Source organism: Shinella yambaruensis, assembly GCF_050859155.1.
GTDB classification, from domain to species: Bacteria; Pseudomonadota; Alphaproteobacteria; order Rhizobiales; family Rhizobiaceae; genus Shinella; species Shinella yambaruensis.
On the sequence record NZ_CP150638.1, the window covers coordinates 735,340 to 760,113 of the forward strand.

The following is a 24,774-nucleotide window of genomic DNA, read 5'->3' on the forward strand; positions in this document are numbered from 1 at the left end:
CAAGAATGCCCGGACGAAACCGATGACCTCTGCCGCCCTGCCTGACCACATGAACCCGACGCGCTCCTTCCAGGGGCTGATCCTGACGTTGCACAATTACTGGGCGGACAAGGGCTGCGCGGTGCTGCAGCCCTACGACATGGAAGTGGGCGCCGGCACCTTCCACCCGGCCACGACGCTGCGCGCGCTCGGCCCCCGCCCGTGGCGCGCCGCCTATGTGCAGCCCTCGCGCCGCCCGTCCGACGGCCGCTACGGCGAGAACCCGAACCGCCTGCAGCACTATTACCAGTATCAGGTCATCCTGAAGCCGAACCCGTCGAACCTGCAGGAGCTCTATCTCGGCTCGCTCGCCGCCATCGGCCTCGATCCGCTGCTGCATGACGTGCGCTTCGTCGAGGACGACTGGGAAAGCCCGACGCTCGGCGCCTGGGGTCTCGGCTGGGAATGCTGGTGCGACGGCATGGAGGTCTCGCAGTTCACCTATTTCCAGCAGGTCTGCGGCATCGAATGCGCGCCCGTCGCCGGCGAATTGACCTACGGCCTCGAACGCCTCGCCATGTATGTGCAGGGCGTCGACAATGTCTACGACCTCAATTTCAACGGCCGCGAGGGCGACGAGAAGATCACCTATGGCGACGTCTTCCTGCAGGCCGAGCAGGAATATTCCCGCCACAACTTCGAATTCGCCGACACCGCCATGCTGCATCGCCACTTCATCGATGCGGAGAAGGAGTGCCAGGCGCTGCTTGCCGCCGGCGCGCCGGGCGATGCGGAAAACCAGCGCCTGCACAAGTGCGTGCTGCCGGCCTACGACCAGTGCATCAAGGCGAGCCACGTCTTCAACCTGCTCGATGCACGCGGCGTGATCTCCGTCACCGAGCGCCAGAGCTACATCCTGCGCGTGCGCACGCTGGCGAAAGCCTGCGGCGAGGCCTTCCTCCTGACGGATGCCGGCGGCGTGAACTGGACGAAGGACGCGGCCTGAGCCGCAACCGTTTCCAAGGGAGAGGAACATGGCGACAGAAAAAGTGGCGATCATCACGGCCGGCGGCAGCGGCATGGGCGCGGCGGCGGCAAGACGGCTGGCGGCGGACGGCTTCAGGATCGCCGTGCTCTCCTCCTCCGGCAAGGGCGAGGCGCTGGCGGCCGAAAGCGGCGGTTTCGGCGTCACCGGCTCGAACCAGTCGAACGACGACCTGAAGCGCCTCGTCGATGGCGCGCTGGAGCGCTGGGGCCGCGTGGACGTCCTCGTCAACAGCGCCGGCCATGGCCCCCGCAAGCCGATCCTCGACCTGACGGACGAGGACTGGCACGCGGGCATCGACGTCTATTTCCTCAATGCCGTGCGCCCGACGCGCCTCGTCACCCCGGTCATGCAGAAGCAGAAGTCCGGCGTGATCATCAACATCTCGACCGCCTGGGCCTTCGAGCCGAGCTCCATGTTCCCGACCTCGGCCGTCGCCCGCGCGGGCCTCGCCTCGTTCACGAAGATCTTCGCGGACACCTATGCGGCCGACAACATCCGCATGAACAACGTGCTGCCCGGCTGGATCGACAGCCTGCCGGCGACCGAGGAACGGCGCGACGGCGTGCCGATGAAGCGCTACGGCACGAGCGAGGAGATCGCCGCGACGGTGGCCTTCCTCGCTTCCGACGGTGCCGCCTACATCACCGGCCAGAACATCCGCGTCGACGGCGGCATCACGCGCTCGATCTGAGACAGGTCCGGTATCCTAACCCTCTCCCCGCCTGCGGCAGGACAATCGCATGTGGCGCTCGACGTTGCCGCGCATCCCCTTCTCCCCCACGGGGAGAAGGTGGCCCGAAGGGTCGGATGAGGGGGTTATGCAGGTGGAATCCTTTGCTTTTCTTGCCGGCGGGCTCCCCCTCATCCGCCTGCCGGCACCTTCTCCCCGCGGGGGAGAAGGGGATATGGCAAGGGTTTCCTCCATATCCTATTGCCATGCCGCAAGTGGGGGGCTGCCCCGTGAACCGGCGATATCAGAGGAAAACGGCGCGGCATCTCCCCTTCGCCCCGCTTGCGGGGAGAAGGGGACCGGCAGGCCGGATGAGGGGCCAACGTCCCGAAGAGCCTTTTTCGTTCAGGCGAGGGTCGAAACCTTCACGCCGAGTTCCCAGACGGGCTTCAGCGTCGGCATCGCGCCGGTGGGAAGCTGGCCGGCATAGGTCTGGAGCGCCCGGCGCACACCCTTCGGACGGTCGACCGCGGCGCCCATCGTGTAGGCGAGGAAGAGGGCGGTGAAACCGAGAACGTTGATGGTGAGGACGAGGGCTTTCATGACGGTTGCTTCAAGGTTCGTGTTGTTGGTGAAGCGACTATCGGCCAAGGCACGCCGCCGCGCGGTTCCCGGGGTGACAGGGCCGGCGGGCGATCGTTCTCTTTGATGAAAAGCAGGTGGCCTCGGAGCCCGCGGGGGGCTTTCCTGCGGCGATGCGAATGCTAAGGTCGGGCCTGGGACAAAGAAGGAGCGGAGACTTTCATGATCGGTCTGGCAATCGCGGCGGTGGTCGTCCTCTACGCCATCATTCTCTACAACGGCCTCGTCAAAGCCCGTCAGGTGAAGGAGGAGGCCTGGTCCGGCATCGACGTGCAGCTGAAGCGCCGTGCCGACCTCATCCCCAACCTCATCGAGACCGTGAAAGGCTACGCCGCGCACGAGAAGGATACGCTGGAAAAGGTGGTGGAGCTGCGCAACCGGGCGCAGGCCGTGCCGGCGGGTGACGTCGCGGGCAGGGCGCAGGCCGAAGGCCTGCTCAGCCAGGCGCTCGGCCGCATCTTCGCGCTCGCCGAGGCCTATCCCGACCTCAAGGCCAACCAGAACTTCGCCGAGCTGCAGGAAACGCTGGAAACGCTGGAAAGCGAGATCCAGATGTCGCGTCGCTACTACAACGGCGCCGCCCGCGATCTCAATGTCAAGGTCGAGAGCTTCCCCTCGAACCTCGTCGCCGGCCTCTTCAAATTCCTCAAAGCGCCCTATTTCGAGATCGAGAACCCGGCCGACCGGGCCGTGCCGACCGTAAAGTTCTAGAGCATTTTGTTTTGTCGCATTTCCGAACGGAAAACCGGTATCCACTTTTCCTGGAAATGCTCTAATCCCGGAGTCCTTCATGATGCGGATTGCCGCTCTCCTGGCGCTGTGGCTCTGCCTTCTGGTCGGGGGCGCGGCCCGGGCGGAGGAGTATTTCGACCGCTACCATTCCGACATCGCCATTTCGAAGAACGGCACCCTGACCGTGACGGAGACGATCCGCGTCCATGCCGAGGGCAACCGGATCCGCCGCGGCATCTATCGCGATTTCCCGCTCACCTTCGTCGATGCCGGCGGACGGGAGCGCGAGGTGGGCTTCAAGATCCTTCGCGTCGAGCGCGACGGGCGGCCGGAGCCCTACCGCACGGAAACCATCCGCCGCGGCATCCGCATCTATTTCGGCTCGGCCGACGTGCTCATCGATCCGGGCTTCCACGAATATCGCCTGACCTACGAGACGACGCGGCAGATCCGCTTCTTCGACACGCATGACGAACTCTTCTGGAACGTCACCGGCACCGAATGGGCCTTCCCGATCGAGAGGGCGACGGCGACGGTGACGCTGCCGCAGGGCGTGCGGGCGGAGGAGCTGACCGTCTTCACCGGTCCGCTCGGCGCCACGGGCAAGGATGCGCGCGGCGAAAACCAGGGCAACCGGGCGACCTTCGAGACGACGCGCGCGCTCGGGCCGAACGAGGGCCTGACGATCGGCGTGAAGATGCCGGCCGGCAGCATCGACCGGCCGACGGCGGCGGAAGAGCGCGCGCTGTTCCTCAAGGACAACCGCAACCTCTTCCTCGCCTTCGGCGGCCTGGTGCTGGTCGTCGGCTATTATCTCTGGGCCTGGCTCTCCGTCGGCCGCGACCCGCCGCGCGGCGTCATCGTGCCGCGCTGGGATGCGCCGGAGGGCATATCGCCGGCGCTCGTCAACTATATCGACGAGAAGGGGTTCGGCGGGCGGGGCTGGACGGCAATCTCCGCCGCTTTCCTCAACCTTGCGGTCAAGGGCCTTGTCGAGCTGAAGGACCTGAAGACCTCCATCACCGTCACCCGGACGGAAAAGCCGGTCGAGGGAACCCTGCCGACCGGCGAGGCGACCCTCCTGAAGACCATGGGGTCGGGAGGAAGCACCTTCGTCATCGACAAGTCGAACGGCAAGCGCGTGCAGACGCTGGGCCATGATTTCAGCCAGGCGATGGAGAAGGAGCACCGTTACAAATATTACCTCGCCAACTGGCCGCAGGTGATCTGCGGCATCCTCCTGTCGCTCGCCTGCCTTGCGACCCTGCTGATCTTCGGCACGCTGCCGGAGGAGGGCATCGTGCTCGTCATCCTGCCCGTCTTCGCCTCGGTCTTCGTGTCGATCTTCGCGCTGGCGCTCGGGCAGAACTTCCGGCGGGCGAAAACGCTCGGCGCGCGCATCCTCGCCGTCGTGATGATCGCCTTCGTCGGCTTCGTTCTCCTGACGGTCTTCGGCGGCGTTCTCGTCACGCTGTTCGTCACCAGCGCGGCCGCCGGCCAGATGCCGCTCTTTGCCGCCGTCGGCGGCATCGTCGTCACCAATCTCGTCTTCTTCTTCCTGATGGGCGCGCCGACGCCGCTCGGCCGCAGGATGATGGACGGCATCGAGGGCCTGCGCCAATACCTGACGCTCGCCGAGAAGGACCGCATGAACATGGCCGGCGCGCCGGAAATGTCGCCGCGCCACTACGAGACCCTCTTGCCCTATGCCGTGGCGCTCGGCGTCGAAAAGCCCTGGTCGGAAACCTTCGACCGCTGGCTCGCCGCCGCCGCGGCGGCCGGTGCTGCCGCGGCGGCCTACCAGCCCGCCTGGTATCACGGCGACGGCTTTTCCTCCGGCCGCTTCTCCGACCGCATGGGCGGCTTTGCCGGCTCCATGGCGAGCACCATGACCGCCTCCCTGCCGGACCCGCCGAAAAGCTCATCCTCCGGTTTCTCCTCGGGCGGCGGTGGCGGTTCGTCCGGGGGCGGGGGTGGTGGCGGCGGGGGTGGCGGCTGGTAGACGATCAGCGCGTCAGCCCGACTTTTCGGGTTTGGACGGATGACATTTGGCTTGAGGCTTGCTAAGTCCCCGCCAGTCGAAAAATCCATCAGTTAGTGACCCCCATGCCCGATCTTCTGCTTGAACTCCGCTCCGAGGAAATCCCCGCCCGCATGCAGCGGAAGGCCGCGGGCGACCTGAAGAAGCTCGTCACGGACGCGCTGGTGGATGCGGGCCTGACCTATGAGGGCGCGCGCGAATACTGGACGCCGCGCCGTCTGACGCTCGACATCCGCGGCCTCAACGCCCGCTCGAGCGACGTGCGCGAGGATATCAAGGGCCCGACGACCTCGGCGCCCGAACAGGCGATCCAGGGCTTCCTGCGCAAGGCGGGTCTTGCCTCTGTTTCCGAAGCCCATGTGCATTCGGACCCGAAGAAAGGCGATTTCTACGTCGCCCATATCGTCAAGCCGGGCCGCCCGGCCGACGAGATCATCGCCGAGGTGATGCCAGGCATCATCCGCAACTTCCCCTGGCCGAAGTCGATGCGTTCCGGCGCCGCCTCCGCCAGGCCCGGCGCGCTGCGCTGGGTGCGCCCGCTGCAGTCGATCGTCTGCACCTTCGGCTCGGAGACCGAGGAGACCCGCGTCGTGCCCTTCGAGGTCGACGGGCTCGTCGCCGGCAACGTCACTTACGGCCACCGCTTCCATGCGCCCGAGGCGATCACCGTGCGCCGCTTCGAGGACTATGTCGCCAATCTGGAGAAGGCCAGGGTCGTGCTCGACGCCGAGCGCCGCAAGCAGATCATCGCGACGGATGCGAACAACATCGCCTTTGCGAACGGCCTGGAGCTGGTCGAGGACGAGGGCCTGCTGGAGGAGGTCTCAGGCCTCGTCGAATGGCCGCAGGTGCTGATGGGCACCTTCGAGGAAGAGTTCCTGGCGATTCCCTCGGAAATCATCCGCCTCACCATCAAGACGAACCAGAAATGCTTCGTCACCCGCAAACCGGGCGCCGAAACGCTCTCCAACCACTTCGTCCTCGTCTCGAACATCGAGGCGAAGGACGGCGGCAAGGAGATCGTGCACGGCAATGGCAAGGTCGTGCGCGCCCGCCTGTCGGATGCCAAGCACTTCTGGCTGCGCGACCAGGGCGACCTGCCGGACCTCGACACGCTGAAGGCCTCCGCCGAAAAGTTCGGCCTCGACCTGAAGAAGCCGCTCGACCAGCGCATGGCCAAGCTCGATGCGCTGAACGTCACCTTCCATGCCAAGCTGGGCACCCAGGGCGCCCGCGTCGAGCGCATCCGCAAGCTTGCAGGCGAACTCGCCCCCGTCATCGGCGCCGATGCGGCGCTCGTCGACCGGGCCGTGGTACTCGCCAAGGCGGATTTGCGCACCGAGGCCGTCGGCGAATTCCCGGAACTGCAGGGCATCATGGGCCGCAAATACGCCGCGCTCCAGGGCGAGGACGCCGCCGTGGCCGAGGCGATTGAGGATCACTACAAGCCGCAGGGGCCCTCCGACCGCGTGCCCGCGGGCAAGGTGGGCCTCACCGTCGCGCTCGCCGACAAGCTGGACACGCTGATCGGCTTTTGGGCGATCGACGAGAAGCCGACCGGCTCGAAGGACCCCTATGCGCTGCGCCGCGCCGCTCTCGGCGTCATCCGCATGCTGCTCGAAAAGAACATCCGCCTGCCGCTCGCCTCCGTCGCGAAGGATCCGGACCTCGTCGCCTTCTTCCACGATCGCTTGAAGGTCTATCTGCGCGACATGGGCGCGCGTCATGACCTGATCGACGCCGTGCTGGCGCCCGAGGCCGACGATCTCCTGATGGTCGCCCGCCGCGTCGAGGCGCTGACGGCCTTCATCACCTCGGAGGAGGGCCAGAACCTGCTCGCCGGCACCAAGCGCGCCACGCAGCTTCTCGCCGCCGAGGAGAAGAAGGGCACCTTCGTCGATGGCGCCGTCTCGGCCGATCTTCTCCTGCTCGACGCCGAAAAGGCCCTCCATGCCGCCGTCGAGATCGCGACGAAGGATGCTGCGGCTGCCGTTGCCAAGGAAGACTTCCGCTCCGCCATGGAAGCCCTCTCGACGCTGCGCGCCCCGGTCGACCAGTTCTTCAACGACGTGCTGGTCAACGACGAGGACCCCGCCATCCGCGCCAACCGCCTCGCCCTGCTCTCCGCCATCCGCGCCGCCACCGGCACGGTCGCGGATTTCTCCAAGATCGCGGGATAGGCCGCCTCTTGAGAATGGTGGCGTATATGTTACCATCCTCACATGAAGGTCGTCGAATATCTCGATCCGGCGGGACGCAGCCCTTTTGCAGCCTGGTTCCGGCGGATCGAGGCGCGCGCCGCGGCCAAGGTGACGGTTGCGCTCGCGCGGCTGGAGGGCGGCAATCTTTCCAACACGAAAACCGTCGGCAGCGGCGTATTGGAATATCGCATCGACTATGGCCCGGGTTATCGTGTCTATTTCGGGCGCGATGGAGAGACGCTGGTCATCCTGCTTGCCGGCGGCACGAAGCAGCGCCAGCAGCGGGATATTGCCGACGCCCAGGCTCGCTGGCTCGACTACAAACGTAGAAAGCGTGGAGACTGACATGGCCCTGACACGCGATTTCAAGCAAAGCATCAAGGCGCGTGTCGCCGCTGATCCGGCCTATGGTACGCTGTTGCTCGCCGAGGCCGTCGAGCTTCTGCTCGCAGGCGACATGGAGACGGGCAAGAGCGTGATGCGTGATTACATCAATGCAACGGTGGGCTTCGAGGCACTGGCGCTGGCGACCGGAACCCCGGCGAAAAGCCTCATGCGCATGTTCGGGCCGAAGGGAAATCCCCGGGCCGACAATCTCTTCGCCGTGATCGGCGCCTTGCAAAAGGCCAATGGCGTCAACCTTGCCGTCGGCGTGGCGGCGTGAGGCATGGCCGCAAGAATCCTCATCAGCGCCTGTCTTGCCGGCCTGCCGGTGCGCTACAACGGTTCGGCCAAGCCGCTTGTCCATGGGGCGGTCGAGCGGTGGCGGGCGGAGGGGCGGCTGGTGACGCTCTGTCCGGAGCTTTCCGGCGGCTTCCAGGTGCCGCGGCCGCCGGCGGAGATCGAGAACGGGCTTGACGGCGAGGACGTGCTCGACGGGCGGGCGCGGGTGCTGGAAGTGTCCGGCGGGGATGTTTCGGCGGCCTATATAGCGGGCGCGCGCATCGCGCTCGACGTGGCGCGGGAAAACGGCTGCCGGCATGCGCTGCTCATCGACGGCAGCCCGTCCTGCGGCTCCGGCTTCGTCTATGACGGCACGTTTTCAGGTGTCCGGCATGCGGGGCAGGGGGTGACGGCGGCGCTCTTGCGGCGCGGCGGCATCGCGGTCTATTCCGACAGGGAGGTCGATCGGCTGGTCGGCGATCTCGGGGAGGGCGGCTGATACGCTTGCGCCCCCGCTTGAGGTCAGGGGCGCAAAACGTCCGCTTTCGCGGATTCCTGTCAGCCTGGAGGGACTGAGAGGCAGGGCTCGTGCAATATGGGGTCAGTTGACCCGAAGTTCAAACCCTGCCGGATCAAACTCCCGTGAAGGGACCATGCCGGCCGTTGCCGTCCTGCTGGCCGCGGTCTCGTCGAGGGCGCCGGTGCGGGCGCCCGCATCGACGGTTTCCGCGGCGGTGGCATCCGCGTCCGCCGGCTTTTCGGCCTCGGCGGCCTGCTGGACCTCAACGGGCGCCTTGCTGACGAAGAGCACCGGCGAGCCGCCCATCCAGGCTTCCGTGCGGAAGATCTTGCGCTCGCCGTTTTCCTCGCGGATCTCCACCTTCTGCGTGCCGGGCTCGATGGCATCGACATGGTAGGCGGCGGATTTCGACTTCGGCTTCAGCGCCGGGCAGTCGTCGCAGCGGATCGCCGAAATGCTCGAGCCGTCGGATGAGGCACTGGCAACGGGCTCGATCGAACCCGCAAGGGCGGGGGCGGCAAGAAGCAGGAAGGCAAAGGTCGGCAGCAGGGTACGCATCAACGGTTCTCCCTTATGGTTGTAGGGAGAATAGCGCCCGCCGGTTACGGTCCCGTCAGGGGAATTGGTAAAATTTGAGCGATCCGGCGTTTTTCGCGCCGGGCCTCACGCCTTTTCGCGGGCGACGGCGCGCCAGCCGATGTCGCGGCGGCAGAAACCGTTGTCCCATTCGACCCGGTCGAGCGCCTGGTAGGCCGCCTTTTGCGCTTCCGCGACGGTCGGGGCGACGGCCGTGACGTTGAGCACGCGTCCGCCGGTCGCCACCAGCTGGCCGTCCTTCAGGGCTGTGCCGGCATGAAACACCTTGCTGACCGCATCGTCGGCCGGCAGCGCGCGGATCGGCGTGTTCTTCTCGTAGGCGCCGGGATAGCCCTTCGAGGCCATGACGACGGTGAGTGCCGCGGCGTCGCGCCAGCTGGCGGAAACCGTGTCGAGCCTGCCGGTCGCGGCCGCATGCAGGATCGGCAGCAGGTCGCTTTCGAGCCGCATCATCAGCACCTGGCATTCCGGATCGCCGAACCGCACATTGTATTCGATGAGCTCGGGGCCTTTGGCGGTGATCATCAGCCCGGCGAAGAGCACGCCCTGAAAGGCGTGACCGTCGGCCGCCATGCCGCGGATCGTCGGCTCGATGATCTCCTTCATGGTGCGCGCGACCATGTCGGGCGTCATGACAGGGGCGGGCGAATAGGCGCCCATGCCGCCGGTATTGGGGCCGGTATCGCCGTCGCCGACGCGCTTGTGGTCCTGGGCGGAGGCGAGCGGCAGGGCGTTCGTGCCGTCGCACAGGCAGAAGAAGCTCGCCTCCTCGCCGTCGAGGAAGGCCTCCACCACGACTTCCGCCCCCGCCGCGCCGAAGGCGCCGTCGAAGCGGTCGTCCACGGCGGCCAGCGCCTCGCCGAGCGTCATCGCCACCGTCACGCCCTTGCCGGCGGCAAGCCCGTCCGCCTTGACGACGATCGGCGCGCCCTCGCGCTCGACATAGGCCTTCGCGGCGGCGGCATCGGTGAAGCGCTGGTAGGCGCCGGTGGGGATGTCGTATTTCGCGCAGAGGTCCTTGGTGAAGCCCTTGGAGCCCTCGAGCTGCGCGGCGGCAGCCGAGGGGCCGAAGACGTCGATGCCGGCGGCGCGCAGCTCGTCGGCCATGCCCGCGACCAAGGGGGCTTCCGGTCCGACCACCACGAAGGTGACGCCGTTCGCCTTGCAGAAGGCGGCGACGGCCGCATGGTCGTCGATATCGAGAGAGATCAGCGTCGCGCATTCGGCGATGCCCGGATTGCCTGGGGCGGCATAGAGCGTTTCGAGGAGAGGGGACTGTGCCAGCTTCCAGGCAAGGGCGTGCTCGCGTCCGCCCGATCCGATCAACAGAACCTTCATGCCCATACCCTCGATCCGTCCTTCGTTGCTGGCGGGTTAAGGGGACGGGGCTGAAAGGTCAAGGGCTGTAGGTCGCGGGAGCGCGCAAGGACAGGATAATGCCGGAGTGGCGGGCAGCAACCGTCTCCCCGCAAGCGGAGGGAAGGCAAGTGAGGGGAAGGAAGAGGAGGCCCGTATTCCCCGATCCCTGCGGTTCGATGGGTCGGGAAACCGGTTCCATCCTCCCCTTCGCCCCGCTTGCGGGGAGAAGGTCGCGGCAGCGGGATGAGGGGCGAGCGCGAATGGTAGGGCACGGCCCCTACAGCGTCGCCGCGCCCTTTTCCTCGACGGTACGGCCGAGGGTTTCCAGCTCCGTATCGATCAGGTGCACGTCCTCGTACCAGCCGTCATCCTCCACCATGGCGCTCTCGGTGGCCGCGCGCTGGAGGGCGCGCGCTTCGGTGCGCAGCTTTTCCAGCTTGGCGATCTTCTCCTTTCGGGAAAGGCAGGTGTCGTTGCGGATTGCCTGCAGCTTCAGTTCCATCGTGCTGACGGTCATCGGGAAACTCCTTGTTCGTTCCCCGAAAAACGCCCGCCCGGCCGATTCGTTCCGCGTGCCGTCCCGCCGGATGGTTAGCAAAGCGGTAATGAAACGCGGCTAATGTTCACGCAATCAAAGGTTTCGGCAGCCCGCAGCGGGCCTGCCGGTGAAGCGAGGATTGTGTTTTGCGTATCCGTGTCTCGACCGCAATGACTGCGGCCGCCCTTATTCTTGCGCCCGTTTCCGCCCGTGCCGGCGAGGGCGGCTATTTCTGGTCCGGCGACTGGTATCTGAAGGTCGGCGCCGCCGGCTTCGCCGCGCCGCGCTACGAGGGGGCGAAAAAGTACCTGCTCCAGGTCACGCCGATGATCTCGCTCGGCAAGGCGGGCAGCACCGTCCGCTTCTCCTCGCGCAACGACAACCCGTCCTTCGCGCTGATCGACAATGGCGGCTTTCGAGCTGGCGCGACGGGAAAACTCGTCATGCCGCGCGACAAGGACGATTCGAAGGACCTGCGCGGCCTGACGCCTGTGAAGTTCGGCGGCGAGCTCGGCGCCTTCGCCGAAGCCTATCCGACGGACTGGCTGCGCGTGCGCGGCGAGGTGCGCCACGGCATCCGCAGCCATGACGGCATCGTCGCCGATATCGCGGCGGATGCCTTCGTCGACGTGCGTCCGGACGTGCGCGTGTCGGCCGGCCCGCGCGTGACGCTCGCCTCGAACGACTACATGGACACCTATTACGGCGTGAAGCCGAACCAGGTCGCCAAGTCCGGCCTTTCCGCCTATGATCCCGATGGCGGCATCCACTCGGTGGGCGCGGGCGCGGCCATCACCTGGCAGGTCAACGAGAAGATCGAGACGAGCGCCTTTGCCGAATACAAGCGCCTCGTCGGCGATGCCGCCAAGTCCAGCCTCGTCAAGGAGCGGGGCAGCCGCGACCAGGTGCTGATCGGCCTTTCCGCCACCTACAGGTTCGATTTCACGCTGCCGTAAATCCTTTCGGCCCGCGCGGGCGCTCCTGCGGCGCGGTGCCGGCTTGACCGGCGCCGGTCGGCTTGCGATCTAGGGGCATGATCAGCTCTCCCTCCGATTCCGGCCGCGTCGCTGATGCGCCGTCCCGAAACTGGGTCTACCGCGTGCTGCCGCGCGCGGCCTGGCCCTATGCGCAGCTCGCCCGCTGGGACCGGCCGATCGGCTGGCAGCTGCTCCTCCTGCCCTGCCTCTGGTCGGCGGCGCTTGCGGCCAATGTCTCGGCGGCGATCGGCACCTTCGATCTTGCGCGCTTCGCCACGCAGCTCTTCCTCTTCTTCGTCGGGGCCGTCGCGATGCGCGGCGCCGGCTGCACCTATAACGATCTCGTCGATCACGAGATCGACCAGGCGGTCGCCCGCACCCGCTCGCGCCCGCTGCCGTCGGGCCGCGTCACGCGCCGGCAGGCGAAGGCCTTCATGGCGCTGCAGGCGCTCGTCGGCCTCGTCGTGCTGTTGCAGTTCAATCTCTTCACCATCGTGCTCGGCATCGCCTCGCTGGCGATCGTCGCGATCTATCCCTTCGCGAAGCGCTTTACCGACTGGCCGCAATTCTTCCTCGGCATGGCCTTCTCCTGGGGCGCGCTGATGGGTTGGGCGGCGGAGTTTTCCGCGGTGTCGGCCGCCTCGCTGGCGCTCTACATCGCCGCCATCGCCTGGACCATCGGCTACGACACGATCTACGCCCATCAGGACAAGGAGGACGATGCGCTGATCGGCGTGCGCTCCACCGCGCGCCTCTTCGGCGAGAAGACCGCCGGGTGGCTCATCGGCCTCTACAGCCTGACGGTCGTGCTGATCGCGCTCTCCTTCTGGCTCGCCGGCATCGGCATCGTCGCCTGGCTCGGCCTCGGCGTGGCGGCCGCGATGCTCGCCTGGCAGATCGCCACGCTCGACATCGACGACCCGGAGCAGTGCCTGGCGCTCTTCAAGTTCAACGGCATCGTCGGCCTCTGCCTCTTCCTCGCGCTCACCATCGCCATCCCGTTCGCCTGATCAGCGGTGCCGCGGCCCGCGCGAGCCGGTCTGAGGGCGGTCCTGGCTGCGGCGGAGCGTCGTCGGGTGGAGGGCGATCTCGAAGCCGCGGCGCGGCGGGCGGGCACGCTCGACGATCGCGCTGTCGACAGTGCGGATGCGGCCGAGGAGGGTGGTGAAGAACTTTGCCATTGTGATCTGTCCCTTGCTTCGCGTTCCCAGGTAACGAACCCGATGTGTTGAACGCTGTTTCCCATGCCGGGCGCGGGAAAAGTGTTCCCGGGGGAACAAGCGGGGGGGACATGGAAAAGCCGGCCGCAGGGAACGGCCGGCTTTGCGCAGGTCATGGCGTCAAGGCTCAGCGCCGGGCGATGATCTCCCGGCCGTCGATCTTCATCTGCACGCCGAGCTTGCCCGTGGTGCGGCGCACCAGGAAGCGCGGGCGGCGGTCGGCGAAATAGGAGTGGCGGCGGCGGGGCTTGGCGGGGCGGCTGCCGACCGCCAGGTTGTCGTCGAGCGGCCGGGCGACGCCGTCGGCCTCGACCATCAGCATGGGGATGCGGTAGGCCTCGGCCCAGCTGCGCCAGTCGGCGGCGATGTCGCACAGGTCGTGCGCCACAAGCAGCGGGATGCACAGGCCCGGATCGTCATGGTGCAATTCGAGGGTGACGGTCACGTCGCCGTTGCCATGGTCGATGGCGCGGGCCGCGACGCCCTTGAAGGCGCGGGCCGGCAGCGCGATCGAGAGCGGCAGGCCGCTTGCGGGCAGGACCTTGCGCAGCACGGCGCCGCGTTCGTCGAGCGTGATGGTGGCGTCGGTTCCCTCGGTGCGCAGCTCGAATGTCACCTGCTGCGGAAAGCGCTTGGGATCCAGCCGGAGCGTGGTGCCGGCCCAGGCCGGCTTGGAAACGGTATTCAGCATGTCTTTCGCCCTTGTTTTCCTTGAGAGCCGGTGCCCGGTCTTCTCATCGGGACTTTTCGTCCTCTGAGGGCGAGAATAGGCGCGCCCCCTTCCGAGCCGCTTAAAAATCGCGGTTAAGAAAACTTTGCAGTTCCTGATGGTTAGCAAAACCGCACGGGCTAGGGTTTAGGAGAGGTGAACGCCGGCGACAGGCCGGGACAAGCCTCGCGCGCGAGAGTGGCCCCCGATAAGCCTGCCCGCTTTGTCGAAAGAGACCTCTCCGATGCTGTCCACCTATACGAGCTACAACCTCATCGCGCGCGACATGCTGATGTCGCTGGACCGCACGGCGAGCGAGACGGTCACGGCCCGCGAAGCTGCGTACTACAAGGAAAACATCGGCAAGGTGAGCACCGTCGACGAGTTCCTCGACGACTACCGGCTCTATTCCTATGCCATGAAGGCCTATGGCCTTGAGGACATGACCTATGCCACGGCCTTCATGCGCAAGGTGCTGGAGAGCGATCCGTCGGATACGGGCAGCTTCGTCAACCTCCTGACGGATTCGCGCTACCGCGAGTTCGCCACCGCCTTCAGCTTCGAGGCGTCCACCGCCACGGCACAGACCGAGGCGCAGCTCGACGCGGTCATCGGCCTCTATTCGGCGACCGCCGCCAATGCCGGCGCGGCGATCAAGGAGGAGACGCGATACTACAATGCCGTCATCGACACGGTGACGAGCGTCGACCAGCTTCTGAACAACGACCGGCTGCGCGGCTACGTCTTCACGGCCTTCGGCATCGATCCGTCGACCTGGTCGCGCCAGACGATCCGCGGCGTGCTGGCGAGCGACCTCGACGACCCGGACAGCTATTTCAACACGCAGTTCGGCGCCAGGGCCGCGGCCGCCCAGACCGCCATCCAGGCCGCCAATGCCGAGCTGGCGACGCTTGAATCCAACGCGGCCAACGCGGCCCGCATTGCCGAGCTCAAGGCCGTGATCGCCCGCCAGAACGCCACCATCGCCAGCGCCGAGAAATACGCCACGCTCGCCAGCGCCTTCAATTTCGCCGCCGATGGTACGGCGGTGGCCGGCACGGTGCAGAATGCCGGCCAGAAGACCAGCACGACCGAGCTCTACACGCTCTCCAATCCGCGCACGACGTCGGCCGCCGCGCTGATCCACAGGGACTATTACGAAAGCCGGATCGCCAGCATCACGACGGCGAGCGAGCTGGCCGCCGATCCGCGCCTCGTCAGCTATGTCAAGGTGGCCTTCGGCCTCGACAAGCTGTCGATCGTCAGCTCCACCATCGCCAATATCGTGACCAGCGATCCCGACCCGGACAACGCCGACAGCTACATCAACAAGTTCGGCGGGGCGGACAAGGAGGCCTATTTCGCCCTGCGCGCTGCGTTCAACTTCCAGGAGGACGGCACGCTGGCGCCCGGCGATGCGCCGCAGACCGCCGCCCAGACCGCGGCGGTCACCAGGGACTACATGAACCGCTACAACGACAAGGACGACGAGGCGGACGAACTGGCCATCAAGCGCTTCAAGAGCCAGATCGCCGCGGTGCAGACCGTGAGCGACTTCGTCGGCGAGGCGAGCGTCTACGACTTCGCGTTGAAGGCCTACGGCCTCGATCCGGCCAAGGTTTCGGCCCTGACGATCAAGAACGTGCTGAAGAGCGACCTCAACGACCCGAAGAGCTATGTGTACCGGCTGAAGGACGAACGCTTCGTGGAGTTCGCCAAGGCGTTCAATTTCGGGGCGGACGGCAACATCACGGCGCCGAAGCTGGCACAGTCGGAATCCGAGATCCTCGTCATGTCGCGCGCCTATGTGACCGCGAAATCCCGTTTCGGAACGGAAGATGACAAGACCTTGGCGGAGGAGGAAGCGAAATATTACTCCGCCCAGATGCAGAAGATCGACAGCGTCGAGGAATTCCTCTCCGACGCGCGCCTCGTTGCCTTCGTGCTGGTGGCGAACGGCATCGACACGGAAAGCGTCGACGCCGAATTCATGGCGAAGATCTTCACCTCCGATCTCGACGACCCCGACAGCTTCGCCAACCAGCAGCCCGACCGCGCCTTCCGCAGGATCGTCGCCTCGTTCAACTTCAATGCCGAGGGCCTGGTCATGCGGCCGGACGATGCCGAGATCCAGTCGCGCCGCGGCATCTACCAGACGGTCGACAGCTATGTGCGCCAGAAGCTGGAGGAGGATGCCGGCAACGACAATGCCGGCGTGCGCCTGGCGCTTTATTTCGAGCGCAAGGCGGAAACGGTTTCGAGCCCCTACGACCTGCTGGCCGACGACGCGCTCTTCGAGGTCTTCAAGGTGCTCTACCAGCTGCCGGACGAGATCGCCAGCGCGGACGTCGATGCCCAGGCCGACATGATCGAGCGCTATCTCGAACTGAAGGACCTGCAGGATCCGGAAAAGGTCTCCAAGATGATCGTGAAGTTCTCCGTGCTCTACGACCTTGAAAACCAGAGCACGACGGACCCGGCGCTGTCGGTGCTCACCAGTTCCGGCTCGGCCGGCATCAGCGCCGATCTCATGATGTCGCTGGCGCAGCTGCGCACCGGCGGCTGACCGCTTGGAGCAATTCCAGCAAAAGTGCGGCGCGGTCTTGCGTCCGCAATTGCGTTAAACAAACAGACAGAGCGTTTTCGCGATTCGAAGAAAAGCGGAACTACTCTAGTTCCTGACGACCTTGCCGGGATTCATGATGCCGGCGGGGTCGAAGGCCCGCTTGACCCTTGCCATCAGGTCCATCTCGATCGGCGCGCGTATCGCCGCGAGCTCGTCGCGCTTCAACTGGCCGATGCCGTGCTCGGCGGAGATCGATCCGCCATGTTTCAGCACGATGCCGTGCACGAGGTCGTTGATCTCGCGCCAGCGGCCGAGGAAGGCCGCCGTGTCGGCACCGACGGGCTGGGAGATGTTGTAGTGGATGTTGCCGTCGCCCATATGGCCGAAGGAGCAGATACGCGCGCCGTCGATGGCCGCCATGACCGCCGCATCCGCCTCCGCCATGAAGGTCGGGACGGCCGAGACCGGAACGGAGACGTCGTGCTTGATCGAGCCGCCCTCCGGCTTCTGCGCCGGCGACATGCTCTCGCGCATGTGCCAGAGCGCCCGGCGCTGCTCTTCGCTCGCGGCGATCACCGCATCCTCGACCAGCCCCGCCTCGATGCCCTCAGCCAGCAGCGCCTCCATCATGCGCGCCGCCGTCTCCGGCGCGTCCGACGTCGAGATGTCGACCAGCACGTACCAGTCGTGCCGGCTGGCGAGCGGGTCGCGCACGCCCGGAATGTGCCGCGTGGTGAAGTCGACGCCGAGCCGCGGCATCAGCTCGAAGCCGGTCAGCGCGGTGCCGCAGCGGCTGGAGGCGCGCTCGAAGAGGGTGAGCGCGTCCGCGACGGATTTCAGCCCGGCGAAGGCCACCTCGTGGCCGAGCGGCCGGGGGAAGAGTTTCAGCACCGCGCCGGTGATGACGCCGAGCGTGCCTTCCGCGCCGATGAAGAGGTCGCGCAGGTCGTAGCCCGTATTGTCCTTCTTCAGCCGGCGCAGGCCGTTCCAGACCTCGCCGGTCGGCAGCACGACTTCGAGGCCGAGGCAGAGCTGGCGCATGTTGCCATAGGCGAGCACAGCCGTGCCGCCGGCATTGGTGGAAAGGTTGCCGCCGATCTGGCAGGAGCCTTCCGAGCCGAGCGACAGCGGGAACAGCCGGTCCACCGCCTCCGCCGCCTCCTGGATCGCCGCAAGCACGCAGCCGCCGTCGGCGACGACGACATTGCCGACCGGATCGACATCGCGGATGCGGTTGAGCCGGGAGAGCGACAGCACGACATCCATCGCCCCCTCGCGGGGCGCCGCGCCCCCGACATGGCCCGTATTGCCGCCCTGCGGCACGATGGCCGTGCGTGTCTCGGTGGCGAGCGCCAGGATCTTCGAGACCTCTTCCACAGAGCCCGGCCGCAGCACGAGCGGCGAGGTGCCGTGATAAAGCCCCCGGCTTTCGACGAGGTAGGGCGCGATGTCGCGGTCCGCCGTCAGCGCATGGGCCGGGCCGGTGATGGCGGCGAAGCGATCGATGAGGTCGGGGGAAAGCGTCGCCTGGATCATGGCTCTGTCCTCGTTGGCGCCGTGCCGCAAGGGGCGGAACGGCCTGCATCGGAAACGGTGTGGAAACGCCTGAAGCATGGCGCGCAAGGTATGCAACGGTTTTGCGCCAACGGCATGCCGGAAATCAAGAGGGCAGGGTGCGCATGAAGCGGTCGCGATGCTGCCCGGGTGTTCTCCGGAACGGGAGAGTGCACTTCGTTTCGAAGCGCCTGCCAGCCGGGCGCCTAGCCGCGCGGGGCGGCGGCGCGCTGCAGGCGGTCGTTGATCGCCTCGCCGAGGCCGCGGGCGGGGATCGGTGCGAAGGCGATGGAGCGCGCGCCCGTCGCATCCGCCTGCTTCATGTAGCCGAAGAGGTTGGCGGCCGCCTCTGCGAGGTCGCCGGCGGGGCTGAGGTCCAGCACCAGCACCGCATCGGTCTCGCCGGGCAGCGCCGTGCCGCCGAAGCGGATCAGCACCTCGCCGGGCGCCACGTCGCGCGCATCGAGCCGCACCGGCGCATCGGGCGCATAATGCGAGGCGAGCATGCCCGGTGCCTCGATCGCGGCGCCTGCCTTTTCGTTGCGCAGGACCGGCCGGCCGGTGACGCGCTCGACCTCGGCGGCATCCAGCCCGCCGGGCCTGAGCAGCCGGATCGTCTCGCCCTCGACCTTGAGGATGGTGGATTCCAGCCCCACGACCGCCGGTCCCGCATCCAGCACCAGCTCCAGCTTCGCGCCGAAATCCTCGGCGACGTGCCGGGCGGTGGTCGGGCTGATGCGGCCGGACGTGTTGGCGCTGGGGGCGGCGAGCGGCCGGCCGAAGGCCGAGAGCAGCCGGCTGGCGAAACCCTTGGGCACGCGGATGCCGATCGTGTCGAGCCCGGCGCGGGCAAGCGGATGGATGGCGCTTGCCGGCCGGATCGGCAGCACGAGCGTCAGCGGCCCCGGCCAGAAGGCCTCGGCGATCGCGCGCGACAGCGGATCGAAGACCGCATGCGCCTCGGCCATGGCAAGGTCGGCCATGTGGCAGATCAGCGGATTGAAGCGCGGCCGGCCCTTCATCTCGTAGATGCGGGTGATGGCCAGCGGGTTGGTGGCGTCGGCGGCAAGGCCGTAGACCGTCTCGGTGGGAATGGCGACCGGCACGCCCCGGCCGAGCGCCTCGCAGGCCCGTGCCAGCGCCGCCTCCGCATCCGTCCGCGTATCCACGATGTCCGCCATGTCGCCCTTCCTTGTCCGGGCTTCCTTTACAGGGCTTTTCCGGCAAAAGCCAAGGGGCGCTGTCGCAAGGCCATCCTCACCCCAACCCTTCCCGGCCGGCAAGGAATGGATGATCTGCCGGCCGTCGGGACGGGCCTGACGCGGCGGGGAAGGGGCTACAGCGCGTGGATGATCTTGCGCAGCGCCTCGTTGCGCGCGCCGAGCATCAGCACGTTCTTCATGGCGAGCTTGGGATCGTCGGTGCGGAAGAGCACGCCGTTGCCGCGCACCTTGCGGTCGATCTGCAGGCGGCCTTCCTCTTCGGCCGGCGTGATGGCGACGGCGAAGTACATGCGCTTCGCGGTCTTCGAGATATCGGCGAAGAACTGCTCCTCCTCGCCGATCTCGGCGAAGAAATTGGCCATGTAGAAGGCCCATTGCACGTTCTCGAATTCCGCGAAGCGGGAATTGGCGACGGTGATGTGGCAATAGCCGAGATGCGGCGTCTGGGCGAGCGTGCGGTGGAAGATCAGCTTGGGAAAGCGGATCGACTGGTGGAAGCCGTTGATGCGGTCATGCGTCACGTTACCGGCATTTTCCAGCTTGCGGCCGGTGCGCTCGGCCACCTCCTGGTAGGTGAGGTAACGCTTCTCGCTCGGGCTCCAGGGGAGGTTCCGGTCGATGCGGCCGGTGCGCAGGAATTCGGTATGCACCGCCGGCTTCGGCTGGTTCGCACGCTTGTAGGCGACCGCGTCGTAATAACGGAACTTGGTTTGCTGCACGCGCCGGTACTCCATCCTCGCGCTTCCCTGCGGCAAGTTTATGGAAACCGCGTTAAGCATTCCTTGCCGGGGCGCTCCTGTTTCCTTTGGTACGCCGGGTCGCAATATGGCAAATGTGGCAGCCCGGCGGCCGGCCTGCCTCCGATGCGGTCAGCGTGCCCGTTTAATTTGCATAATTGATTGAAATATATGCAATATTGTGAAGGCCCGTTCGGGCTCCCGCTGTTTTCCTCCTGTCGTCAAATCGGAATGGCATGTCGCTTTCTGGCATGTCATTCGCCGATTCTTGCGCTTAGATAAGGACACTCGAGGTGCCGCCCGAAAAGGCGGAGAATTGGGAAGCCGGTTGAAATCCGGCGCTGCCCCCGCAACGGTGTTGGAGAAAACGCGGCAGGACGCCACTGGACAAGATGTCCGGGAAGGCGCCGCGATGGTCCGCAAGGACGCTCCTCAGCCCGGAAACCAGCCTTGGGCAACGATCGTGACTGGCTGCGGCGGGCGGCCGGGAAGCGTGCAGTCCGTGCGCCTTGCGCCCGGATGCCGTCTCCTTCCGTGCGCCGTATCCCCAATTTGCAATCCGAGGATCCGGCATGGACATTCGCAGCGACGTGCTCCGCAAGCTCAAGAACCGGCGCGAGGGCCATAGCCTCGAGCAGGCCTTCTACATCGACCCCGACCATTACAAGCTGGACCTGGAGACGATCTGGTACCGCGACTGGCTGTTCGTCGGCCATGACTGCGAGATCCCGAAGGCCGGCAACTATTTTACCGTGCAGATCGGCGATTATCCCGTGGTCATCACCCGCGACCGCACGGGCACCGTGCGCGCCCTGCACAATTCCTGCCGCCATCGCGGCTCGCGCGTCTGCACGCAGCACAGGGGCTCCTCGGCCAAGCTCGTCTGTCCCTACCACCAGTGGACCTACGAGCTGGACGGTTCGCTGCTCTTCGCCCGCCACATGGCGGAGGATTTCGACAAGAGCCAGCATGGCCTGAAACGGGTGCACTGCGAGACCGTCGGCGGCTACATCTTCCTCTGCCTGGCCGACGAAGCCCCCGATTTCGCGCCGTTCCGCGCCACGGTCGAGCCCTATCTCGCCCGCCACCGCCTCGGCGAGACGAAGGTCGCCTTCGAAAGCACGATCGTCGAGAAGGGCAACTGGAAGCTCGTCTGGGAGAACAACCGCGAGTGCTACCATTGCGCCGCCAACCATCCCGAACTCTGCCGCACCTACCCCGAGGCGCCGACCGCGACGGGCGTACAGGGCGCCAAGGACGATCCGGTCATCGCCGCGCACTGGGAAAAGTGCGAGGCCGCGGGCCTGCCGAGCGAATTCAGGATGTCGCCGACCGGCCAGTTCCGTGCCGCGCGCATGCCGCTCATCCAGGATGCCGAAAGCTACACCATGTCCGGGGCCCGGGCCGTCCAGCGCCCCCTATCCAATGAGGTGCTGGAAAGCCACATCGGCACGCTGCTGCTCTTCCACTATCCGACGACATGGAACCATGTGCTCGCCGACCACGCCATCACCTTCCGCGTCCTGCCGCTCGGTCCCGAGCTGACGCAGGTCACGACGAAATGGCTCGTCAGCAAGGACGCCGTCGAGGGGGTCGACTACCGTCTCGACGAGCTCACCCATGTCTGGACCGAGACCAACGACCAGGACCGGCGGATCGTCGAGGAAAACGCCTTCGGCATCCGCTCGCCGGCCTACCAGCCCGGCCCCTATTCGCCGGAGGACGAGGGCGGCGTCATGCAGTTCGTCGAATGGTATGCGAATTTCATGATCGACCGGCTCGACGGCGGCAGGAAGCCGCTCTCGCGGGTGGCCTGACATGACGATCGCCAGCCATTTCCGCCACTTCGACGAGCTTCATCCGTGGAACGATCGCCAGCACATGCTGGAATGCATCGCCGCCACGGTGGAGACATCGGATGTGATGACCTTCACCTTCCGCTCCGATCGCGACAACTGGTTCCGCTACCTGCCGGGCCAGTTCGTCACGCTGGAACTGCCGGTGTCGGAAGACGAGCCCGTGATGCGGACCTACACGCTCTCCTCGACGCCCTCGCGCCCCTTCTCCGTTTCCGTGACGGTGAAGGCGCAGAAGAACTCGATCGGCACGCGCTGGATGTCGGATTGCGCCCCGCAGTCCGACGTCGCCTTCGTCACCTGTGCCCGCAAGCCCGAGGACCTCCTGTTCAAGGCGGAGCTGGAATGCCTCGCCGCGCAGATGCCGAAGCTGGCGCTCGGCTTCGTCGTGGAAGGGCAAAATCCGCGCGACGGCTGGCACGGCCTGCGCGGCCGCATCGACGCCGCCCGTCTCTCGCTTCTGGCGCCCGACTTCCGCGACCGCACCGTCTTCTGCTGCGGCCCGGAGCCCTTCATGCGTGGCGTGCGCGACATGCTGAAGGTCTGCGGCTTCAACATGGAGCGTTACCACGAGGAGAGCTTCCAGCCGGCCGCCGCCCCCGCGCCTGAGGAGATCGCCATCCGCGCCGGTGCCGGCGAGCAGGAGGTGGATGCCAACGCCGTTGCGACCGTCACCTTCACCATGGCGGGCAAGGACGCCAAATGTCCGCCGGGCCAGACGATCCTGCAGACGGCCCGCGCTGCCGGCGTGCGCATCGGTGCAGCCTGCGAGGGTGGCCTGTGCGGCACCTGCCGGGTCATGAAGGTCTCGGGCGAGGTCGACATGCGCCACAATGGCGGCATCCTCGACGACGAGATCGAGGAGGGCTACATCCTCGCCTGCTGCTCGCGGCCCATCGGCGACGTGCAGATCGAGGCGTAGGAGCGGAGCCTCAGAAATCCTGGTAGTTCAGCGGCGTGACCTCCACCAGGCGGCGGCCGAGCGTGGTGGTCGCGGTGCCTTTCGCCATGATGCCGGCGCGCACCTCGGCCGTCACGGCGACGGGGAAAGACGCCGTCGCGCCTGAGGCGAGCGTTACGGCGCCGGCCGTCTGCGCGGCGGTGCCGGCCTCGGCTTCGGCCGTCACCGTGGCCTTGAAGGCGCCGCCTGCCGGGATGGAGGCGGTGAGCATCCCGTCGAGGGGCTCGAAGGGCTTTTCCGGCAGCAGCCCGCCGAAGGCCCAGGCCTTGCCGAGTGCCGCCTTGGTCATCGGCGCCACGTTGACGTCGATATCCGTCAGCGCGCCCTTCACCCGGTAGGGGCAGCGCCGCTTCGAGCAGTTGACGCCGGCGGAGAACTGCCAGAGCGCGTAGCTGTCCCAGTTGCCCATCGGGAAGGCGTCTTCGATGCCGGGCTTGTAGCGGGCGTACCAGAGCGGCAGGCGCGAGAGGATGCGGTATGTGTCGCGGTTGAGCGCGATGTGCCGGGCGGTCGAATGGTTGGTATAAAGTACCGGATAGCGGCCCGTGCGCGTCTTGATATGGCCGGCGAAGACCTGCGCATCCGCAAGCGACATGTAGTTGTCCGGATCGATGCCCTCGATGTCCAGCACCATCATCTCGTCGTCCTGCGGATTGGCGTAGTCGAGGAAATGATTGGCCTGGTCGACAGGATTGCCCGGCCGGGCGAGGTGATAGGCGCCCCAGAGCAGCCCTTTCGACCGGGCGAGCAGCCGGCGCGTCTGGTAGAGTTCGCGGCTCACCGCGTATTTGCGCCACATGGTCTTGCAATGCGCCACCGTGTCGCCGCCATGCTCGCCCTTGCAGCTGAAACTCTCGGGCAGGCCGTCGGAAGCCTTGGAGATGAAGCCGGCGATGCGGCTGTCGGAGAGCATTTCCGACCAGTCGATCTCGTTCAGCTCATAGGCATCGATGACGATGGCGTTCTCGGGCTTTTTCCATGGTTCCACATAGGCCGCGCTGGCGGAGAAGGGCAGGCCCGCCAGAAGGAGAAGGGCGGCCAGGCCGGAACGATGCTTCGGGTTCATGGACGCTCCTGTTCGATTCCTGTGCCTCCGCAAGCGGCCATGGTGGACGAAGCATGGTTAACGGACGGCTAACGCGCGCAAGGCTGCGCGAAGGCGCTTCGGCAGCCATTGAATCAGGAGTGGGGAGACCGCATATGGAACGAAAGGGACTTTTGTGCGTTTCGCGTTCAAATTGCCGTTCGAGCAACAGTCGAAAGGCACTGTTAGGGAGAAGTGTCATGAGGTTTCTCAACAAATGCCTGGCCGTGGCCATGTCGGCGCTCTTCGCCGCGACGCCGGTCGTGCCGGCGGGCGCCATGCCGCTTGCCGTTCCGAAGGCCCAACCGGTCACCACGACCGGCGGCGGCGACGTGCAGCTTGTGCGCGATGGCGAGCGTCCGTTCTGGCTGAAGCGCAACTTCCGCTTCGACGGGAATTCGCGCGACGTCCGGCGCAACTACAACCGCCTGGGAACGCGCGAGCGCAACCGCCGGATCGAGCGTGCCTGGAACGGCGACAGCGGCTGGCGTGACAATCGCCGCTACCGCTATCGCGACCGGGATGTCGGCTGGCGTGACCGGGGCGACCGCTACGGCTGGTATCGCGGCCATCGCGGCTACCGCTACCAGCGCCCGGGCTATCGCTACCATGACGGTTTCTGGTTCCCGCTCGCCGCTTTCGGCGTCGGCACCATCATCGGCGGTGCGATCGCCAACGACCGGACCTATGTCGGCGGCGGCAGCGCGCATGTGAACTGGTGCGCCAACCGCTATCGTTCCTACAGGGCCTACGACAACACGTTCCAGCCCTATAACGGGCCGCGTCGCCAGTGCATCTCGCCCTATAGCTGATGGGTGATCCCCTGCGTGCCGGATGGTCCCCCCGGCACCTGGAACGGGCTGACCGGTCATCGACCGGCCGGCCCGTTTCCGTTTG

The 24,774-nt window shown here is 66.4% G+C and carries 24 protein-coding genes and 1 riboswitch; of the genes, 14 read left to right on the forward strand and 10 right to left on the reverse strand.

Annotation, left to right across the window (positions count from 1 at the left end; all coding sequences use genetic code 11):
- Positions 1 to 22: 22 nt before the first annotated feature.
- The gene (locus tag WMC41_RS03530; RefSeq protein ID WP_064329248.1) at positions 23 to 985 is read left to right on the forward strand and encodes a glycine--tRNA ligase subunit alpha; all 963 of its coding nucleotides are present in this window, start codon (positions 23 to 25) and stop codon (positions 983 to 985) included.
- Positions 986 to 1,013: 28 nt separating this feature from the next.
- A complete protein-coding gene (locus WMC41_RS03535) occupies positions 1,014 to 1,718 on the forward strand; it encodes an SDR family oxidoreductase (protein ID WP_272804611.1) in 705 nt (234 codons plus the stop codon).
- A 384-nt stretch (positions 1,719 to 2,102) separates the two neighbouring features.
- Here the strand turns inward: WMC41_RS03535 and WMC41_RS03540 are convergent, their stop codons facing one another.
- Positions 2,103 to 2,300 carry a hypothetical protein gene (locus WMC41_RS03540; protein WP_023515130.1) on the reverse strand — a complete coding sequence of 66 codons (198 nt, stop codon included), beginning with the start codon at positions 2,298 to 2,300 and terminating at the stop codon, positions 2,103 to 2,105.
- A 201-nt stretch (positions 2,301 to 2,501) separates the two neighbouring features.
- On the opposite strand from WMC41_RS03540, the gene WMC41_RS03545 reads away from it, so the two are divergent.
- From WMC41_RS03545 to WMC41_RS03570, 6 genes are all read left to right on the forward strand, one after another.
- Complete coding sequence (locus WMC41_RS03545) at positions 2,502 to 3,050, forward strand: LemA family protein (protein WP_244767859.1); 549 nt, start codon at positions 2,502 to 2,504, stop codon at positions 3,048 to 3,050.
- A gap of 79 nt (positions 3,051 to 3,129) precedes the next feature.
- Entirely contained in the window at positions 3,130 to 5,073 is a 1,944-nt protein-coding gene (locus tag WMC41_RS03550; protein WP_432347038.1) for a DUF2207 domain-containing protein, read from the forward strand.
- 104 nt (positions 5,074 to 5,177) lie between these two features.
- A complete protein-coding gene (gene glyS / locus WMC41_RS03555; RefSeq protein WP_432347039.1) occupies positions 5,178 to 7,292 on the forward strand; it encodes a glycine--tRNA ligase subunit beta in 2,115 nt (704 codons plus the stop codon).
- Positions 7,293 to 7,334: 42 nt separating this feature from the next.
- Positions 7,335 to 7,658 (forward strand): type II toxin-antitoxin system RelE/ParE family toxin, encoded by a 324-nt coding sequence (locus tag WMC41_RS03560; RefSeq protein ID WP_272804616.1) that lies wholly within the window; start codon positions 7,335 to 7,337, stop codon positions 7,656 to 7,658.
- Between the two features lies 1 nt (position 7,659).
- Positions 7,660 to 7,977, forward strand: coding sequence for a DNA-binding protein (locus WMC41_RS03565; RefSeq protein ID WP_272804617.1), 318 nt, complete (start codon positions 7,660 to 7,662; stop codon positions 7,975 to 7,977).
- A gap of 3 nt (positions 7,978 to 7,980) precedes the next feature.
- Positions 7,981 to 8,475: a DUF523 domain-containing protein gene (locus WMC41_RS03570; RefSeq protein WP_432347040.1), complete on the forward strand. Its 495-nt coding sequence runs from the start codon at positions 7,981 to 7,983 to the stop codon at positions 8,473 to 8,475.
- 102 nt (positions 8,476 to 8,577) lie between these two features.
- On the opposite strand, the gene WMC41_RS03575 is transcribed toward WMC41_RS03570, so the two are convergent.
- The 3 genes from WMC41_RS03575 to WMC41_RS03585 all read right to left on the reverse strand — a co-directional run bounded on the left by WMC41_RS03575 (position 8,578) and on the right by WMC41_RS03585 (position 10,969).
- On the reverse strand, positions 8,578 to 9,054 hold the full coding sequence (locus tag WMC41_RS03575; protein ID WP_432347041.1) for a plant virulence effector HPE1-like domain-containing protein: 477 nt from the start codon (positions 9,052 to 9,054) through the stop codon (positions 8,578 to 8,580).
- A 105-nt stretch (positions 9,055 to 9,159) separates the two neighbouring features.
- The gene (gene purD, locus WMC41_RS03580; protein WP_432347042.1) at positions 9,160 to 10,431 is read right to left on the reverse strand and encodes a phosphoribosylamine--glycine ligase; all 1,272 of its coding nucleotides are present in this window, start codon (positions 10,429 to 10,431) and stop codon (positions 9,160 to 9,162) included.
- Between the two features lie 298 nt (positions 10,432 to 10,729).
- Complete coding sequence (locus WMC41_RS03585) at positions 10,730 to 10,969, reverse strand: hypothetical protein (RefSeq protein WP_432347043.1); 240 nt, start codon at positions 10,967 to 10,969, stop codon at positions 10,730 to 10,732.
- 167 nt (positions 10,970 to 11,136) lie between these two features.
- Here WMC41_RS03585 and WMC41_RS03590 point away from each other — a divergent pair, with 167 nt between their 5' ends.
- The gene (locus WMC41_RS03590) at positions 11,137 to 11,946 is read left to right on the forward strand and encodes a MipA/OmpV family protein (RefSeq protein ID WP_244767851.1); all 810 of its coding nucleotides are present in this window, start codon (positions 11,137 to 11,139) and stop codon (positions 11,944 to 11,946) included.
- Positions 11,947 to 12,023: 77 nt separating this feature from the next.
- Positions 12,024 to 12,977, forward strand: coding sequence for a 4-hydroxybenzoate octaprenyltransferase (ubiA, locus tag WMC41_RS03595; RefSeq protein WP_432347044.1), 954 nt, complete (start codon positions 12,024 to 12,026; stop codon positions 12,975 to 12,977).
- Here ubiA and WMC41_RS03600 read toward each other — a convergent pair whose 3' ends face one another.
- On the reverse strand, positions 12,978 to 13,148 hold the full coding sequence (locus WMC41_RS03600; protein WP_244767849.1) for a hypothetical protein: 171 nt from the start codon (positions 13,146 to 13,148) through the stop codon (positions 12,978 to 12,980).
- 166 nt (positions 13,149 to 13,314) lie between these two features.
- Positions 13,315 to 13,878, reverse strand: a complete 564-nt coding sequence (locus WMC41_RS03605) for a DUF6101 family protein (protein WP_244767848.1) — start codon at positions 13,876 to 13,878, stop codon at positions 13,315 to 13,317.
- Between the two features lie 262 nt (positions 13,879 to 14,140).
- Here WMC41_RS03605 and WMC41_RS03610 point away from each other — a divergent pair, with 262 nt between their 5' ends.
- A complete protein-coding gene (locus WMC41_RS03610) occupies positions 14,141 to 16,462 on the forward strand; it encodes a DUF1217 domain-containing protein (protein ID WP_432347045.1) in 2,322 nt (773 codons plus the stop codon).
- 105 nt (positions 16,463 to 16,567) lie between these two features.
- Here the strand turns inward: WMC41_RS03610 and WMC41_RS03615 are convergent, their stop codons facing one another.
- The 3 genes from WMC41_RS03615 to WMC41_RS03625 all read right to left on the reverse strand — a co-directional run bounded on the left by WMC41_RS03615 (position 16,568) and on the right by WMC41_RS03625 (position 19,958).
- Positions 16,568 to 17,998: an FAD-binding oxidoreductase gene (locus WMC41_RS03615; RefSeq protein ID WP_432347046.1), complete on the reverse strand. Its 1,431-nt coding sequence runs from the start codon at positions 17,996 to 17,998 to the stop codon at positions 16,568 to 16,570.
- Between the two features lie 224 nt (positions 17,999 to 18,222).
- Positions 18,223 to 19,197, reverse strand: coding sequence for an L-threonylcarbamoyladenylate synthase (locus tag WMC41_RS03620; RefSeq protein WP_432347047.1), 975 nt, complete (start codon positions 19,195 to 19,197; stop codon positions 18,223 to 18,225).
- 155 nt (positions 19,198 to 19,352) lie between these two features.
- Positions 19,353 to 19,958 carry a DUF6656 family protein gene (locus WMC41_RS03625; RefSeq protein ID WP_432347048.1) on the reverse strand — a complete coding sequence of 202 codons (606 nt, stop codon included), beginning with the start codon at positions 19,956 to 19,958 and terminating at the stop codon, positions 19,353 to 19,355.
- 292 nt (positions 19,959 to 20,250) lie between these two features.
- Positions 20,251 to 20,443: riboswitch (cobalamin riboswitch) on the forward strand.
- Between the two features lie 105 nt (positions 20,444 to 20,548).
- Here WMC41_RS03625 and WMC41_RS03630 point away from each other — a divergent pair.
- Positions 20,549 to 21,793 carry an aromatic ring-hydroxylating oxygenase subunit alpha gene (locus WMC41_RS03630; protein ID WP_432347049.1) on the forward strand — a complete coding sequence of 415 codons (1,245 nt, stop codon included), beginning with the start codon at positions 20,549 to 20,551 and terminating at the stop codon, positions 21,791 to 21,793.
- 1 nt (position 21,794) lies between these two features.
- Complete coding sequence (locus WMC41_RS03635) at positions 21,795 to 22,754, forward strand: flavin reductase family protein (protein WP_432347050.1); 960 nt, start codon at positions 21,795 to 21,797, stop codon at positions 22,752 to 22,754.
- 10 nt (positions 22,755 to 22,764) lie between these two features.
- Here the strand turns inward: WMC41_RS03635 and WMC41_RS03640 are convergent, their stop codons facing one another.
- A complete protein-coding gene (locus WMC41_RS03640; protein WP_288080736.1) occupies positions 22,765 to 23,859 on the reverse strand; it encodes a glycoside hydrolase family 25 protein in 1,095 nt (364 codons plus the stop codon).
- Between the two features lie 218 nt (positions 23,860 to 24,077).
- On the opposite strand from WMC41_RS03640, the gene WMC41_RS03645 reads away from it, so the two are divergent.
- The gene (locus WMC41_RS03645; RefSeq protein ID WP_244767840.1) at positions 24,078 to 24,689 is read left to right on the forward strand and encodes a BA14K family protein; all 612 of its coding nucleotides are present in this window, start codon (positions 24,078 to 24,080) and stop codon (positions 24,687 to 24,689) included.
- Positions 24,690 to 24,774 lie beyond the last annotated feature (85 nt).

What these genes read in the sequence shown, in the direction of transcription:
- ubiA (WP_432347044.1), top strand. Translation starts at nt 12,024, where the DNA reads ATGATCAGCTCTCCCTCCGATTCCGGCCGCGTCGCTGATGCGCCGTCC.
- WMC41_RS03550 (WP_432347038.1), top strand. Translation starts at nt 3,130, where the DNA reads ATGATGCGGATTGCCGCTCTCCTGGCGCTGTGGCTCTGCCTTCTGGTC.
- WMC41_RS03530 (WP_064329248.1), top strand. Translation starts at nt 23, where the DNA reads ATGACCTCTGCCGCCCTGCCTGACCACATGAACCCGACGCGCTCCTTC.
- WMC41_RS03640 (WP_288080736.1), bottom strand. Translation starts at nt 23,859, where the DNA reads ATGAACCCGAAGCATCGTTCCGGCCTGGCCGCCCTTCTCCTTCTGGCG.
- purD (WP_432347042.1), bottom strand. Translation starts at nt 10,431, where the DNA reads ATGAAGGTTCTGTTGATCGGATCGGGCGGACGCGAGCACGCCCTTGCC.
- WMC41_RS03615 (WP_432347046.1), bottom strand. Translation starts at nt 17,998, where the DNA reads ATGATCCAGGCGACGCTTTCCCCCGACCTCATCGATCGCTTCGCCGCC.
- WMC41_RS03585 (WP_432347043.1), bottom strand. Translation starts at nt 10,969, where the DNA reads ATGACCGTCAGCACGATGGAACTGAAGCTGCAGGCAATCCGCAACGAC.
- WMC41_RS03605 (WP_244767848.1), bottom strand. Translation starts at nt 13,878, where the DNA reads ATGCTGAATACCGTTTCCAAGCCGGCCTGGGCCGGCACCACGCTCCGG.
- WMC41_RS03610 (WP_432347045.1), top strand. Translation starts at nt 14,141, where the DNA reads ATGCTGTCCACCTATACGAGCTACAACCTCATCGCGCGCGACATGCTG.
- WMC41_RS03535 (WP_272804611.1), top strand. Translation starts at nt 1,014, where the DNA reads ATGGCGACAGAAAAAGTGGCGATCATCACGGCCGGCGGCAGCGGCATG.
- WMC41_RS03600 (WP_244767849.1), bottom strand. Translation starts at nt 13,148, where the DNA reads ATGGCAAAGTTCTTCACCACCCTCCTCGGCCGCATCCGCACTGTCGAC.
- WMC41_RS03630 (WP_432347049.1), top strand. Translation starts at nt 20,549, where the DNA reads ATGGACATTCGCAGCGACGTGCTCCGCAAGCTCAAGAACCGGCGCGAG.
- WMC41_RS03560 (WP_272804616.1), top strand. Translation starts at nt 7,335, where the DNA reads ATGAAGGTCGTCGAATATCTCGATCCGGCGGGACGCAGCCCTTTTGCA.
- WMC41_RS03565 (WP_272804617.1), top strand. Translation starts at nt 7,660, where the DNA reads ATGGCCCTGACACGCGATTTCAAGCAAAGCATCAAGGCGCGTGTCGCC.
- WMC41_RS03645 (WP_244767840.1), top strand. Translation starts at nt 24,078, where the DNA reads ATGAGGTTTCTCAACAAATGCCTGGCCGTGGCCATGTCGGCGCTCTTC.
- WMC41_RS03635 (WP_432347050.1), top strand. Translation starts at nt 21,795, where the DNA reads ATGACGATCGCCAGCCATTTCCGCCACTTCGACGAGCTTCATCCGTGG.
- WMC41_RS03540 (WP_023515130.1), bottom strand. Translation starts at nt 2,300, where the DNA reads ATGAAAGCCCTCGTCCTCACCATCAACGTTCTCGGTTTCACCGCCCTC.
- WMC41_RS03575 (WP_432347041.1), bottom strand. Translation starts at nt 9,054, where the DNA reads ATGCGTACCCTGCTGCCGACCTTTGCCTTCCTGCTTCTTGCCGCCCCC.
- WMC41_RS03570 (WP_432347040.1), top strand. Translation starts at nt 7,981, where the DNA reads ATGGCCGCAAGAATCCTCATCAGCGCCTGTCTTGCCGGCCTGCCGGTG.
- glyS (WP_432347039.1), top strand. Translation starts at nt 5,178, where the DNA reads ATGCCCGATCTTCTGCTTGAACTCCGCTCCGAGGAAATCCCCGCCCGC.
- WMC41_RS03620 (WP_432347047.1), bottom strand. Translation starts at nt 19,197, where the DNA reads ATGGCGGACATCGTGGATACGCGGACGGATGCGGAGGCGGCGCTGGCA.
- WMC41_RS03545 (WP_244767859.1), top strand. Translation starts at nt 2,502, where the DNA reads ATGATCGGTCTGGCAATCGCGGCGGTGGTCGTCCTCTACGCCATCATT.